This window comes from Fodinicola feengrottensis (genome assembly GCF_010993775.1).
GTDB lineage: Bacteria > Actinomycetota > Actinomycetes > Mycobacteriales > HKI-0501 > Fodinicola > Fodinicola feengrottensis.
This window is the reverse complement of the sequence record NZ_WOTO01000011.1, coordinates 20,489-34,119: the sequence shown is the minus strand read 5'-3', so window position 1 is coordinate 34,119 and position 13,631 is coordinate 20,489. Positions and strand designations below refer to the sequence as shown.

10 protein-coding genes and 5 pseudogenes are annotated in these 13,631 nt (G+C 66.9%); 9 read left to right on the top strand and 6 right to left on the bottom strand.

The features are described 5' to 3' along the window. The first annotated feature begins 168 nt into the window (after nt 1-168). The 8 genes and pseudogenes from rpmH to GNX96_RS12325 all read left to right on the top strand — a co-directional run. On the top strand, nt 169-306 hold the full coding sequence (rpmH, locus tag GNX96_RS12365; protein ID WP_163568202.1) for a 50S ribosomal protein L34: 138 nt from the start codon (nt 169-171) through the stop codon (nt 304-306). Nucleotides 307-316: 10 nt separating this feature from the next. Continuing rightward, nucleotides 317-685 carry a ribonuclease P protein component gene (gene rnpA, locus GNX96_RS12360; protein WP_163568201.1) on the top strand — a complete coding sequence of 123 codons (369 nt, stop codon included), beginning with the start codon at nt 317-319 and terminating at the stop codon, nt 683-685. After that, nucleotides 682-1,026, top strand: a complete 345-nt coding sequence (yidD, locus tag GNX96_RS12355) for a membrane protein insertion efficiency factor YidD (protein ID WP_279580136.1) — start codon at nt 682-684, stop codon at nt 1,024-1,026. Before rnpA ends, yidD begins: the two co-directional genes overlap by 4 nt. Next, nucleotides 1,023-2,243: a membrane protein insertase YidC gene (yidC, locus tag GNX96_RS12350; protein WP_163568200.1), complete on the top strand. Its 1,221-nt coding sequence runs from the start codon at nt 1,023-1,025 to the stop codon at nt 2,241-2,243. The genes yidD and yidC overlap by 4 nt, the downstream gene beginning before the upstream one ends. Nucleotides 2,244-2,436: 193 nt before the next feature. Then, a pseudogene (locus GNX96_RS12340) lies at nt 2,437-2,954 on the top strand (Jag family protein). Then, nucleotides 2,954-3,649, top strand: a complete 696-nt coding sequence (rsmG, locus tag GNX96_RS12335; RefSeq protein ID WP_163568198.1) for a 16S rRNA (guanine(527)-N(7))-methyltransferase RsmG — start codon at nt 2,954-2,956, stop codon at nt 3,647-3,649. The pseudogene GNX96_RS12340 and the gene rsmG overlap by 1 nt, the downstream one beginning before the upstream one ends. Before the next feature lie 434 nt (nt 3,650-4,083). After that, nucleotides 4,084-4,939 (top strand): annotated as a pseudogene (locus tag GNX96_RS12330) (ParA family protein). Between the two features lie 65 nt (nt 4,940-5,004). After that, nucleotides 5,005-5,904 (top strand): annotated as a pseudogene (locus tag GNX96_RS12325) (ParB/RepB/Spo0J family partition protein); the annotation flags it as partial. 164 nt (nt 5,905-6,068) lie between these two features. On the opposite strand, the gene GNX96_RS51165 reads toward GNX96_RS12325, so the two are convergent. The 4 genes and pseudogenes from GNX96_RS51165 to GNX96_RS61075 all read right to left on the bottom strand — a co-directional run. After that, nucleotides 6,069-6,671 (bottom strand): D-alanine--D-alanine ligase family protein, encoded by a 603-nt coding sequence (locus tag GNX96_RS51165; RefSeq protein WP_279580133.1) that lies wholly within the window; start codon nt 6,669-6,671, stop codon nt 6,069-6,071. A 4-nt stretch (nt 6,672-6,675) separates the two neighbouring features. Then, nucleotides 6,676-7,008 (bottom strand): D-alanine--D-alanine ligase family protein, encoded by a 333-nt coding sequence (locus tag GNX96_RS51160; protein WP_279580132.1) that lies wholly within the window; start codon nt 7,006-7,008, stop codon nt 6,676-6,678. Between the two features lie 97 nt (nt 7,009-7,105). After that, a pseudogene (locus GNX96_RS61080) lies at nt 7,106-7,780 on the bottom strand (aminotransferase-like domain-containing protein); the annotation flags it as partial. 74 nt (nt 7,781-7,854) lie between these two features. Next, nucleotides 7,855-8,079 (bottom strand): annotated as a pseudogene (locus tag GNX96_RS61075) (aminotransferase class I/II-fold pyridoxal phosphate-dependent enzyme); the annotation flags it as partial. A gap of 441 nt (nt 8,080-8,520) precedes the next feature. On the opposite strand from GNX96_RS61075, the gene GNX96_RS12310 reads away from it, so the two are divergent. Continuing rightward, nucleotides 8,521-9,177: a GNAT family N-acetyltransferase gene (locus tag GNX96_RS12310; protein ID WP_163568197.1), complete on the top strand. Its 657-nt coding sequence runs from the start codon at nt 8,521-8,523 to the stop codon at nt 9,175-9,177. Here GNX96_RS12310 and GNX96_RS12305 read toward each other — a convergent pair. Beyond that, nucleotides 9,174-13,460: an endo-alpha-N-acetylgalactosaminidase family protein gene (locus GNX96_RS12305; protein WP_279580130.1), complete on the bottom strand. Its 4,287-nt coding sequence runs from the start codon at nt 13,458-13,460 to the stop codon at nt 9,174-9,176. The genes GNX96_RS12310 and GNX96_RS12305 overlap by 4 nt on opposite strands. Continuing rightward, nucleotides 13,444-13,599, bottom strand: a complete 156-nt coding sequence (locus GNX96_RS51155; RefSeq protein WP_279580129.1) for a hypothetical protein — start codon at nt 13,597-13,599, stop codon at nt 13,444-13,446. The genes GNX96_RS12305 and GNX96_RS51155 overlap by 17 nt, the downstream gene beginning before the upstream one ends. Nucleotides 13,600-13,631: the final 32 nt, after the last annotated feature.

The window sequence follows — 13,631 nt, the reverse complement described above, 5'->3', positions numbered from 1 at the left end:
GTGTGCCGGCCACTTGTCGTGCCTCGAGAACGATCCAGCGAGGCCGACGGACATCCGGCAAGCGGAGCGATCGGCGGTAAAGACCGGTAGGAAACGGTCAACCGCGGTCGCGCCGGACGTCACCGACCCTGTGCATTCGCAGCACCAGCCGTAAATGGAGATCTCGACGTGAGCAAGCGCACCTTCCAGCCGCACAACCGCCGCCGCGCCCGCACCCACGGCTTTCGGCTGCGGATGAGCACCCGCGCCGGCCGCGCCATCCTGGCCGCCCGCCGGTTCAAGGGCCGGCAGAAGCTCTCGGCCTGACGGACCGCCTGTGCTGCCGGCCGCGTCGCGTCTGCGTAGTCGCGATGACTTCACCAGGGTTGTGAAGACTGGCCAACGAACCGGCCGGTCGACTCTGGTGGTGCACCTGGCCGTACGTCCCACCACCGCCTCGCCCGTGCAGGACCGACGGGCGGGCTTTGTGGTTTCCAAGGCGGTCGGCAATTCCGTGGTACGGCACCGCGTCCAGCGTCAGTTGCGTCACCTCGTACGCGACCGCCTGGACGTGCTGCCCGCAGGTTCCGACCTGGTGGTGCGAGCGCTGCCGGCGTCCCGGGACTGTCCGTCGGCCCGGATGGGCGAGGACCTGGACTCGGCCCTGCGTACGTTGATGAAGCGTCAGGGTGGCGGATCCAGATGAACGCCCCAGCCCGGCCCACTGACTCACGCAAGTGCGTCCACCAGCGCGATCCTGAGATTTCGCTGGGCCGGGACTGGCTGGTTCGGCTGCTCATCATTCCGGTGCTGGCGTACCGTCGGTGGATAAGTCCTGCGTTGCCACCGCGGTGCCGGTTCTATCCGACTTGCAGCGCGTACGCCGTCGAGGCGTTGCGCGTCCACGGCGCGTTGCGCGGGCTGGGGCTCTCCGCCTGGCGACTCGCTCGCTGCCACCCGTTCCATCCCGGCGGTTACGACCCCGTGCCTGACAAAGCGTCACCCGAGCCGCGCCGTATGACAACCGATTCTGGAGCTACCCGGTGAGTTTCAACCTGAACTGGATCTACATCGCGATCTCGTGGGTCCTGCTCAAATGGCACAGTCTCTGGGGCGCGCTGCTCGGCGCGGACAACGGCATCGCGTGGGTGCTCTCGATTGTCTTCCTGGTGATCACCGTACGAGTGATCCTGTTCCCGGTCTTCATGAAGCAGATCAAGTCCCAGCGGGCGATGCAGGCGCTGCAGCCGCAGGTGAAGGAACTGCAGAAGAAGCACAAGGGTGACCGGGAGACGCTCCAGCGGGAAATGATGGAGCTGTATCGCCGGGAGAAAGCCAACCCGCTGATGGGTTGCCTCCCGTTGCTGCTGCAGATCCCGGTCTTCCTTGGTCTCTTCCACGTGCTGAAGGGCATCAACCCGCTGGACGCGGTGTCCAAGAACGCGGCGATCAACGAGTACGGCTGGACGCTGGACCAGTTCAACGGCGCCTCGCACGCGAAACTACTGGGTGCGCCCATCGCGGCGGCGTTCAACGACCCGGCGGCCAAGGTGCTGAGCCTGGGCGGCGAGGCACTGACGGTGAAGATCGTCGCCGCCGTCCTGATCGCGATCATGGTCGCCACCACGTACATCACCCAGCGACAGATGATTGCCCGTACGGCGGCCGCTGCTGACCCGCAGCAGGCGATGATCCAGAAGCTGATGCTCTACGGCATCCCGTTGTCGTTGCTGGTGTCCGGTTCGTTGTTCCCGCTCGGCGTGGTCATCTACTGGGTGACGCAGAACCTCTTCTCGATGGGCCAGCAGTTCTACGTGCTGCACAAGCACCCCCCGGTCGGCGCGAACGCGAAGGCCGGCGAGAAAGCCGACCCGGACAAGCCCTCGGTGGGCCAGACGCTGGCGCCCAAGCCCGGTGCCAAGCCGGTCAACCCGAAGAAGGGTGGCCCGCGGCCAGCCACCACCACCTCGCTGAGCAAGGAGTCGGACGAGCCCGCGACCGCGGTGTCGAAGAACGGCACCGGCAAGACGGGTGCTGCCAAGACCGGTGTTGCCAAGACCGGGGCCGCGAAGAGCACCGCGGCCAAGTCGGCTCGTACGACGACGGGCAAGAGCAGCAATCTGTCGGCTCGGCGCGCTTCCATCAAGCAGCAGCCGGCCGCAGGTGCGGCGAAGAAGAACCCGCAGGGTGCCCGTGCCAACGGCACCAGCACGGCCAAGAAGAACGGCCGGCCAGTGGACAGCCCGGACGCGAGCCGCAAGTAGCCACACCTGGGACCAGGTGGCCGGCGGTGGCGGATGTCAGTTCGGCGCGCAGGCATACCCTGGTCGATCTGAGACTTGAGCGGCGGCTGTGCCGTACCGGCCGCCGGGAATACCCGAGAAACTGGAGTGTGCAGTGAGCGAAGAATCGTCGACCGTGGAGGCTCCGCCGGCGGAGCAACTGGTAGAGGGGGCGGTGGACGGCGGCGAGAGCACCGAGGACGGCACCGGCAAGACTGGGCCGAGCCGCTCGGAGCTGCTGATCCAGGAAGGTGACATCGCCGCCGACTATCTCGAGCGGCTGCTGCTGACATCGTGGACTACGACGGTGACATCGACATGGACGTGGAAGGCGACCGCGCGATGGTGGCGGTGGTTGGTCGCGGCCTGCAGTCACTGATCGGCCCGGGTGGCGCGACGCTGGACGCGCTGCAGGAGCTGACTCGGCTCGCGGTCGTCCAGGAGACTGGTACGCGCAGCCGGCTGATGCTCGATGTCGGTGGCTACCGGGATCGTCGGCGGGCGCAGCTGGTGGAGGTCGCGAAAGAGGCGGTCGTGAAAGCGAAACAGGATGCCGCTGACGTACGCCTGGACGCGATGAACCCGTTCGAGCGCAAGGTCGTGCACGACGCGATCGCCGACCTCGAAGGCGTCTGGAGCGAGTCCGAGGGCGAAGAGCCCGATCGGCGCGTGGTGGTACGCCTCGAGCGCTGATGGGCGCGGACGGCACTCCCCCGGAAGAAAACGCGGCGGCAGCACTCACCCTGTTCGGTGAGCGGCTGCCGCTTGCGGCGCAACTGGTCCGGTGGCTCACCGGGCCGGGGATCGAACGAGGGCTGATCGGGCCGCGGGAAGCGGACCGGATGTGGCCCCGGCACGTACTCAACTGTGCGGTCGTCGGTGAGCTCATGGAGCCCGACGCGACCGTGATCGATGTCGGATCTGGAGCGGGCCTGCCCGGCTTGGTGCTCGCCGTCGCCCGGCCGGATCTGCGGATCACGCTGCTGGAGCCGCTGGAGCGGCGAGTCACGTTTCTGACCGAGGCGGTCGAGGATCTGGCTCTGCACCAGGTGACGGTCGTACGTGGGCGGGCCGAAGAACAAGCCGGCCGGCTTAGTGCGCGGATCGTGACAGCGCGGGCAGTGGCCCCTCTCGACCGGCTGGCCCGCTGGTGCCTGCCGCTCGCTGAACCCGGTGGACTGTTGGTGGCGATGAAGGGCTCCTCGGCTGAGGCTGAGTGGGAGACGCATCGCGCAGCGGTCCGAAAGAGCGGCGGGCGTGACGGTCGAATCAGTAGGTGTGGTGCGGGCGTCGTGGACGAACCGGCGACTGTCATCGTGGTACGCAAGGATGAAGGCGCTGCGCTCGCTCGCAGGGGAAGCCGGGCAGCCGACAAGGGGCGTCGGTAAAAGGGGGAAGTGTGGGTAAGGCTCGTAAGCGCAAAACAGCGCCGGACGGTGAGGCAGGACCGGTCGGCTGGTTGAATAGTGGGGCGAGTTCGGCTCGGGGGAAAGCAGGCTGCAAGAAGCGGGCCGGCGACCGGGGCGGCGGCTCCGCGCAGCGGGCCGACTCGTCGTCGGTCGGTCAACCCGGCGTGGATGAGCTCGCGGTGATTGAGCCTGCGATAGCTGGGCTCGATGGGCGATACAAGGAGTCGGAGACCTCGGTGGCAACGACGACGACGGGCGGTCCCCCTGTGAACGGCAGACCGACGCGATCCTCCTCTGGTGGAGGTGAGGACGAGAGTCACCGGCGGATCAGGCAGGCGTTGACCGACGCCACCGTTTCACGTGAAACGGGGATCGTGGATCAACACGTTTCACGTGAAACACGGGAAGACGACCTGCCGATCGCCAAAGAGGCCAAGCGGGGCAGTGGACGTACTGCACCCGACCGGCCTTCCCAAGCCCCCACGCCGCCGGATCATGTGCGTGGCGAACCAGAAGGGTGGCGTCGGCAAGACGACCACCGCAGTGAACCTGGGCGTGGCACTCGCGATGAGCGGGCTCAACGTCCTGGTGATCGATCTGGACCCACAGGGCAACGCCTCCACCGGACTGGACGTTGACCACCGCGCCGGCACCCTCAGTGTGTACGACGCACTGATCAACGAGGCGACCCTCAAAGAGGTTGCCCAACCAGTCGAGGGGATGCCGACACTCAAGTGCGTACCGGCGACCATCGACCTGGCCGGCGCCGAGATCGAGCTCGTCTCGCTGGTGGCCCGAGAGTCCCGGCTGCAGCGGGCCATCGAGGCGTACCCGGATGAGGTCGACTACGTGCTGGTCGACTGCCCACCCTCGCTCGGTCTGCTCACCGTCAACGCGATGGTGGCCGCCGAAGAGGTGCTGATCCCGATCCAGTGCGAGTACTACGCGTTGGAGGGGCTCGGGCAGTTGCTCAACAACATCGACCTGATCAAGGCGCACCTGAACCCGAAGATCCGGGTGTCCACGATCCTGCTCACCATGTACGACGCTCGGACCAAGCTGGCCGATCAGGTCGCCAACGAGGTACGGGAGTATTTCAAGGACACCGTGCTCACCGCGGTCATCCCCCGCAGCGTGAAGGTGTCCGAGGCGCCCGGCTACGGGCAGTCGGTGCTGACGTACGACCCCGGTTCGCGTGGCGCGACCAGCTACTTGGCGGCGGCCAAGGAGCTCGCCGAGCGTGGCGCGGCCGGAGGTGAGCAGGAGTGAAGTCGCGACGAGGTGGCCTCGGCCGCGGCCTGGGTGCGCTGATCCCGACCAGTCCCCCGGACGAGATGGAGAACACTCCGGCGGCACGGATAGTCGAGCAAGCGAACACGCCACTCGGGGCGCCTCCCGTCGAGGACTTGGCGGCGGTGCCGGGCGCGTCGCTTCGCGCGGGGTCATGCTCAGCAGCATCCAGCCGAACGCGAAGCAGCCGCGGACCGCCTTCGACGAGGAGGCGCTGGAGGAGCTGCGGGCCTCCATCCTCGAGGTCGGCATTCTCCAGCCGGTGGTCGTACGGGAAATCGGCCCGGACAGCTATGAGCTGATCATGGGTGAGCGGCGCTGGCGGGCCGCCACCGCCGCCGGTCTGGAGAAGATCCCGGCGATCGTACGGGAAACCGGCGACGACCAGATGCTCCGAGACGCGCTGCTGGAGAACATCCACCGCGCAGCGACTTGAATCCGTTGGAAGAGGCAGCTGCGTACCAACAGCTGCTCGCCGAGTTCGGCGTCACGCATGAAGAGCTCGGGCAGCGCCTCGGCCGCAGTCGGCCGCAGATCTCGAACACGATCAGGCTGTTGAGCCTGCCGGCTCCCGTCCAGCGCCGAGTGGCCGCTCGAGTGTTGTCCGCTGGACACGCCCGGCGTTGCTGGCCCTCGACGATCACGAGCAGCAGGACGCCCTCGCCCACCGCATCGTGGCCGAGGGGTTGTCCGTACGAGCGACCGAAGAACTGGTCGCGCTGGCGATCGCGGACGGCCCGGCGCCGAAGAAGACCGCGCCGGGCCAGCGTCGCCGGCAGCCCCAGTCCCCCGCACTCCACGAGTTGGCGGATCGGCTGTCGGATCAGTTCGACACTCGAGTGAAGATCGACCTCGGCCGCCGCAAGGGCCGGATCACCATCGAGTTCGGATCGGTGGACGACCTCGAGCGGATCGCCTCCGTGATGGGCGTCGAAGGTCGAGCCGAAAAAACCGTAGTCAGAAACGCCATCGAGCGCGTCCCGGGAGCGATTTCGGTGACGCGCTCGATCTGTTTTCCCAGGAGAATCGTGTTCCTGCGCGATTCTGAGAGGGTTTTGTCCGGCTCGGTCCGAGCCGGACAGTCCAAATCGCACTGAGAAAGCCCGCTTTAGCGGCGCTCGATGGCCCTTTCGACCAGCGATCGGCAGACGATGCCGAGGTCGAGGTCGGCGGCGGCGACCGCCAGCGGGGTCAACGAGGTCTCGGTCATTCCGGGCGACACGCTGACCTCGAGGACATGGGCGCGGCCATCGGTGTCGATGATCGCGTCCATCCGGGACAGGTCACGCAGCCCCAGAGTGGTGTGTGCCTGCAACGCCATTTCGGCCAACTGCTGCAACTTCTCGGGCGAAAGCCGGGCCGGTGCGTGCCAGCGAGTGATGCCGGCGGTGTAGCGAGCGGTGTAGTCGTACACGCCGTCGGCCGGCTCGATCTCCACCACCGGCAGCGCCTGCGGGCCGTCCCCAGCGTCGATCACGCTGACCGCCACATCGATGCCGGAGATGAAGCGCTCGAGGAGGGCGGTGCCACCGTACGCGAAGCAGGACATCATCGCGGCCGGCAGCTCACCGGCGTCGAAGACCGGGGTCGCGCCGAGCCCGGAGCCGCCATTGACCGGCTTCACCATCAGCGGCAGGCCAATGCTCTTCACCACTCGCTCCAGGACAGCGGCGGCGCCCAGCTCGCGAAAGGTCTCGTGCGGCAGCGCCATCCAGTCAGGAGTATCGATGCCAGCCCGTCTGAGGAGCGTCTTGGCGACCGGCTTGTCCCAGGCGAGCCGTGACTCGGCGGCGGCGGCGCCCCACATATGGCACGTCGGCCGCGTCCAGTACACCTCGCAGCGCGCCGTCTTCGCCGGGAGCGCCATGAAGAGCGATGAAAACCGCGTCTGGCTGGCTCGTGTGCAGTGTCGAGAGCAGGTCGGCATCCGCGTCGACGGTCGTGGTCTCCACGCCAACCCGACGAAGAGCGTCCGACACTCGGCGACCGGAGCGCAGCGACACGTCCCGTTCGTACGAGAGCCCCCCGGCCAACACCATCACGTGCATTTGCGTCCCTCTCATACGGTGCCCGGATCGGGGGTCTCGGTGCCGCGTGAGCGGGATCGGCCGGAGGTGCGGTTGGCCGCCGAGCCGCTGCCGAGCATCATCGGCCGAACGTCTCCCGCAACTCGCTCTCCTCGCCGATCACCCCGGCCAGCCGGCGGATGCCTTCGGCGATCCGCTCCGGTGGCGGATAACAGTACGACAGGCGCATCTGCCGGACCCCGTCGCCGTCGGCGTAGAAGCCGATGCCCGGCACGTACGCGACCTTGTGGGCGAGCGCGCGCGGCACCATCGCCTTCGCGTCCCATCCTTCGGGCAGGGTGAGCCAGATGTAGAAGCCGCCGGTCGGCCTGGTCCAGGTGATCCCGGCCGGCATGTGCAGCTCCAGCGCGTGAAGCATCGCGTCTCGGCGCTCCTGGTAAACGTCGCGGAACACCTTGATCTGCTCGCGCCACGGGTACTTCAGCAGATACTCCGAGACGACCTTCTGGGTCAGGTTCGACGGCGACAGCACCTGCGCCTCGCTGACCATCGTCAGCTTGTCCCGGACGGCATGGGGCGCGAGCACCCAGCCGACCCGCAGCCCGGCGGCGAAGGTCTTCGAGAACGATCCGAGGTAGATGACCCGCGACTGCGACCGAGACCGCAGCGCGCGGCCGGGACTCGCCTCGAACCCCAGCAGTCCGTACGGGTTGTCCTCGACCACGAGCAAGTCGTACGCCTCAGCCAATGCCATGACCTCGTCGCGCCGGGACTCGGTGAGCGTGACGCCGGCCGGGGGTTGTGGAAATTCGGCACCGTGTAAAGGAACTTCGCTCGCCGGCCGTCTCGCCGGAGGCGCTCCAGGGTGGCCTTCAACTCGGAGGGGATCAGCCCGTCGTGGTCCATCGCCACGTGGACGACCTCGGCCTGCGCCGCTTGAAAGGTGCCGAGCGCGCCGACGTACGACGGGCCCTCCGCCAGCACCACATCGCCGGGATCCAGGAACACCCGTGAGACCATGTCCAGCGCCTGCTGCGAACCGGTGGTCACCACGATGTCGTCGGCCGAGGCCGCGATGCCCTCGAGGTCCATCACCTCGCAGATCTGCTCGCGCAGCTCCGGGGCCCTGCCCGGAGCCGTACTGCAGGGCCACCGAGCCCTGCGCGGAGACCACTTCGCTGACCAGCGCCGCGATCGACTGCAGCGGCAGGGCCTCCACATATGGCATGCCGCCGGCCAGCGAGACCACCTCGGGCCGGTTGGCGACCGAGAACAGCGCTCGGATCTCCGACGGGGTCATTCCCCGTAGGGCCGCCGAATAGCGATCGGTGTAGTCGTCCAGCGTCGTGCCGTGCGGCGGTTGCTTCTCCGCGTCCTCGCCGGTAGTCAAACCGGGCCTCCTGACCTTCTGGCTGCACAGTCCCCGACCACCGAGTTTACCGGCCATGCGATGGCCGTATTCCCTGCTCGCGGCGCTGGCCGTACGATCTTGGGGACAGCGACCGAAACCCATGGGGGGAGGGCGGGCCAACGATGTCCCGACGCCTGGTCAACTTGACGCTCGACACGCTCGAAGACCTTCCCGGTCAGTGCCGGAAGTGCGTTTTCTGGGAGCTCGACCCGGTCAGCCGGGATCGGGCCGTGGAAGGTGGTGACACCGGCTTCGAGAAGGAGTCGTGGGTCTCGGCCACCCTGCTCGACTGGGGATCGTGCGGGAAGCTGGTCTACGTCGACGGCGTGCCAGCAGGTTTCGTTATGTACGCGCCGCCCGCGTACGTGCCGCGTTCGGTCGCCTTCCCGACCAGCCCGGTCAGCCCGGACGCGGCTCTGATGATGACCGCCACCGTGCTGCCGGAGTTCGCCAGCGCGGGCCTTGGCCGGATGCTCATTCAGGGCGTCGCCAAGGACCTCACCAAGCGCGGCATCAAAGCGATCGAAGCTTTCGCCGATCTCAGATGGGACGGGCCGAGCTGTGTGGTGCCGGCCGACTTCCTGCTCTCGGTGGGCTTCAAGACGGTCCGCCCGCATCCGCGCTGGCCGCGGTTGCGATTGGAGCTGCGGACGGCCGTCTCCTGGAAGTCGGATGTGGAGTACGCGCTGGAAAAGCTGCTCGGGTCCATCAACCCGCAGGTCGCGCTCGGCGCGACCTCCCGAGAAGCGGCCGGCCAGATGCCCCGGAGCGATCGCTAACCACAGTGGAAGAGGGCGTTGCCCCAGTCCGCGTGGTCGTTGCCATTGCCGTCTCCGCCGTCACCGGTCACCAGCTGGACGGACTGAACACCGGTCAGCGGGACCTCCACCGCGGTGGCGGCGATGCCCGGTAGCTTGACCGGACTGGTGTAGATGGTGGCGCCGTCCGCCACCACGCTGAACTGCACCGAGCCGGGCGCTCCCTTCTCGTCGTCCTGGCCAACCTGCGCGGTGAAGCGCGTACATTTCCCGCTCAGTTGGTACGTGATCGAACCCGGTGACGCGGTGCCGAGGCCTTTGTCGAAACGTACGCCGGCGACCTTCAACGGCCCGCCGTCGCCGGCGGAGTCCTCCCCCAGACTATGGTCGCGTTCGGCCGGTCCCCAGCCGTTGGTCATCTGTGCCCAGGCCAGGTCGGATGCGTACGTGTCGGCACCTGGTGGTGCGGCGGCCAGCGGTTTGAGCGCCATCGCGAAGACGTGCAGAGCGGGTGCGTTGGGCAGGGTGACAGCCGCGATCGTCTTGGTCGGGTCGGCCGGGATGGTGTTGTAGTAGATCTTGTAGTGAGTGCCGAAGTGGCCGGGGCCGGTGGGCGTGTTGTTGTGGTCGGTGTCCACGGCGATCTTCGCGCCGTACCCGTTGTCGTCCGCGCAGCACCAGTTCGGGAAGCCCAGGTTGCCGGTGGAAGTGCTGCCATCGGTGTAGTGGATCGTCACGGTCGGCTGAACAGCGCCGGCTTCCGAGCCGAGGAACGCGATCTCGCCGCCCGATCCGCTCATCGCGACCGTCTGCCCAGCCGCGGTCACGTTGTCCGGCTGTCCAGCCGGCGCGCTCGGCCAGCCGAACTTGACGTTGTCCACCGTGACCGTGCTGCCGGGTGCTGCTCCCGCACTGGTCAGAGCCTGGGCGGAGAAGCTGTTGTTGCCATAGCCGTCGAAGGTGCCGGCCGTGGTGGCCGACTCGTCGGTGATGCCGACGTTGTCGTACGCCTCCGCCAGGGACCGATAAGCCAGCACCGCGCTAGTGGTCGCGCCCGTACCAGCCTGATGGCCGTTGACCTCGTACGACGCGGTCGCCGTCAGCTGGTAGCTGCCACTTGGCGCGGTGGCCGGGGTTTGTACGGCGTACTTCACCTCGACTGTCGCCCCAGCCGCCACAGTCGCGAAATGGGACGGGGACTGCGCTGTCGCCGACCATCCGGCCGGCGCGACCATTCGTACGTCCACATTGGACAGTGGGCCGGTCGTAGAGTTCTGGAAGGCGGCGGTGACCGTATTTGGCTGTCCTCTTTCCGGTGCGAAACCGCTGAGTTTCACTGAGGCGACCGGGCTCGAGGGGCAACGGCTGGTAGCCGGCGCGGGACCGAGGTCGTCCACCACCAAGTCGTCCATTGTCATGGCCGCGTTGTCGTCGTGATTGTGGACTATTCCCAGCGAATAGTCGCCGCAGCCAGCGCCGCCGGTCGTGAAAGTCTGGTCGTACATCTGGTGGGGAGCTGATCCCTGCGGCGGAAGAATGTCCGTCCAACCGGCCGGCTTTGGATCCGTAGCCGGCGGCGGAGAATCCAGTGGCCGGTCGGTGGTCTGGGCGAGCGTGTCATTGAAGACCGCTTGCCCACCGCCATCGAAAACCTTGACGCTGTACGTATTGTCCGTGTCGCTCTGATAGTCGAACCGGACCCGATAGACGTGACTCGGGTCGAATCGCAGAGTTTGCGGCAAAGTCCGGTAAACCAGGCCGGTCCCGTCCGCCCAGGTCTTCAGCGACCATTTCCCGGAAATGGTGTCCCTGGTGTAACCGGCGTGCAGCTCGGAAAGGTGAGTACGCAGGGAGCCGCCATCGACCGTGTGTAGACGAAGGGGCCCCAGCCTTGGTCCACATGCTCGAAATCCTCGGTGTAGTAATGGCCGCCGGACGCGAGATTCGCACCTTCGTCCGTCCGCGACCACTCGTACGTCGTCGTCGAATTCCACGGTCGCCGCGCCGGCCAATGCCGAAAGTGTGAGTGTGGCCGTACTGGAGGTGGGCGTGAAGAGGACTTTCATGCGCTGGTAATTCGTACCCGTCTTGTCATCGACGCCGGAGGTGTCGGCCTGTGGCGAAGAATCCGTCCAGACGCTGGCCGCTCCCCCGCGTACGTCCGAAACACTGAGCGTGGCCTTGCGTTTCGGTCCAGTCACCTGGACCCAGACCGATGCCGAATACTGCTTTCCGGGCCGCAGGCCGCGAAGTTGTTGGCTGACCGTACCAGCGCCAGACGCCATCTGCAGGTGGGTCTGACCGCGCGCATCATCCACAATGGACGGACGGGCACCGGTCGGATGCCAGGACGAGAATCCACCGGAGTCGAAGCCGGGGTCGGCGACCGGACCACCCTGTCCGAAGTCGACAGGCTGGGCCGTAGGAGCCGACTGGCCTCGGGTGATCACGTACGGAGTTTTCGCTGTCGCGGCCAGAGAGATCTGGCCGTTCCGGACCGGCACCTGGCGAGTTTGCTGGCGCCCGGTCTGAGTTAGCGTCGAAACGCTGACCGTCCGCAATCGTTGCCACGACTGCGGAAGTGTCCAGGTGGTCGTGCCGCCGGCCGGATTCCAGTGGTAGAGCTTGGCATCCGCGCCCGGCCATGGCAGCAAATAGGCGCCGCCGGTGGAGACGAGGTGACCATCGGACCAGATATCCCTGCCCGCGCCCGCCTTGGTGATCCGTACGCCCCCGGTGAAGTCAATGGCGTCGTCGGTCCATTTCGACACCTGGAAATGCTGGATCCATTTCGCCGGCAGGTCGTCGGTGAAGATCTTCGCCTCCGCCTGGGTGAAATCGACCCGGCCCTGCCAGCCGGTGAAATCCGCCAGCTGCGGGTTGGGCATCAGCGGATCGGGAGACCACACGTCCTTCTGGTCGTTGCGGAGGAACCGGATGATCCGGCTGTTGATCCCGCGATTGTTGTCGCCTCCGTAGGTCGGATCGTTCGCCCAGTGCGACCAGATCGACTCGCGCTCCCAGTCGCTGGGGAACTCGGTGGCAGCCTGCCAGCCGTCGGACCAAAGAGTGTGTGCCAGGTCGTACGCATCCCAGCCGCTGCCGGGCGTCACATCGACGTACAGATAGGAAAGGTTCGGGTCCGGAATCGCCTTTTTCAGCTGCGCCAGGCGGTTGGCCAGGTTGCCTGAGGTCTCATCTGCATGTTTGTTGTCGCAATAGCTTTGATCCAACCAGCCCCAGCACTGCTGGCCCGGATTCGCCAGCGCCCAGCTGAAGTTCTTCGCCTCCGGGTAAGCCTCCTGCCGGTTGATGTGCACACCGAAGGTCGCGCCGTACTTCTTCCCCTGCGAGATCAGCGTCTTCAGGTCGGCGAGGCCGCCGGCCCGGTCGTTGAAATGGTCGCCGTAGTCCGGATGCGCGGAGTCGTGGCCTTCGGACTGGTAGCCCTTGAGCAGCACGTTCTGGCCGAGGCCGTCAGTCACCAGCGAGACCTTCTTGACCTCGTCGAGGGCCTTCAAGAACGGCGTACCGGCGAGGGAGGCGAAGTTGTACGAGATGTACGGGACGACCCGGTCTTTCACGTCCGTTGAGCCGGGCGCGTTCACCATGATCGAACGGAACGCGATCGCGCCGTCCTGCCAGTCGACCACGTGATCGCCATTGCGGTCGCCAGTCACCGCGACCTTCGCCCATGGCAGCTCGGTGATCTTCTTCGTGTTGTGCTCGCGGTAGACCCACGGCTGACTGGCGATGCCCGTACGTTTCAGGTCGCCTTCGGCGGTGGTCGACACGGCCAGCCGGTACGGCTCGGTCAGCGTGTTCGTCTCGACGCCGGCGGCGAGCTTGTCGGTGGACAGGAACGCGTACGACTTGCCGGCCGGTTTGGTGGTCACCGGCAGGCTGCTGACCACGGCGAAACTGTCGCTGGTCTTGGCCGCGTCGACGGACAGCCCGGCGGACGCCAGCGTCGCGGTCGGCTGGTCGCTGCGTACGGACACCAGGGTCAGGTCCGGGAGGTCGAGCGTCTCGACCACTTTGCCCGGGTCGTCGATGCCGGTGATCCGGAAGGCCAGGGTCTGCCCGCTCACCCCGAGCTCGGCCCGGATCGTCACCTCGGGTTGAGTGACAACGAGCTGGTAGTGGGCCGTGTTGCCGGAGATCGAGCCGGTCACGGTCGGGTGGTAGTCGGTGCCGTTGAGGCGCAGGATGCCGGTGGTCCCGGTCGAGCCGCCAAGCTGGCCGCCGTCTGGCGTCGCATAGCCGAGCACCCGTGGGAAGGCCGGGTCAACCGTGACGGCCAACTGCGCAGAGCGCAGCACTGTCCCCGTTGGTACGAGTGGAGTGGCAGCCGCGGCCGTGGGCGGCGAAAAACGTGCCAAGAGTGAGAATTGCGGCGGTGACGACGGCCAGCCGGCGGTGCCGGAAGCGGACGGAGTGCATGGACAGCCCCGCAGTGGCGGCAGGACAGATGC

Excerpts from the sequence above, each read along its gene's own strand:
- GNX96_RS51165 (WP_279580133.1), bottom strand. The coding sequence starts at position 6,671 with ATGGCGCTGCCGCACGAGACCTTTCGCGAGCTGGGCGCCGCCGCTGTC.
- GNX96_RS51155 (WP_279580129.1), bottom strand. The coding sequence starts at position 13,599 with ATGCACTCCGTCCGCTTCCGGCACCGCCGGCTGGCCGTCGTCACCGCC.
- GNX96_RS51160 (WP_279580132.1), bottom strand. The coding sequence starts at position 7,008 with ATGCACGTGATGGTGTTGGCCGGGGGGCTCTCGTACGAACGGGACGTG.
- GNX96_RS12310 (WP_163568197.1), top strand. The coding sequence starts at position 8,521 with ATGTCCCGACGCCTGGTCAACTTGACGCTCGACACGCTCGAAGACCTT.
- rsmG (WP_163568198.1), top strand. The coding sequence starts at position 2,954 with ATGGGCGCGGACGGCACTCCCCCGGAAGAAAACGCGGCGGCAGCACTC.
- yidD (WP_279580136.1), top strand. The coding sequence starts at position 682 with ATGAACGCCCCAGCCCGGCCCACTGACTCACGCAAGTGCGTCCACCAG.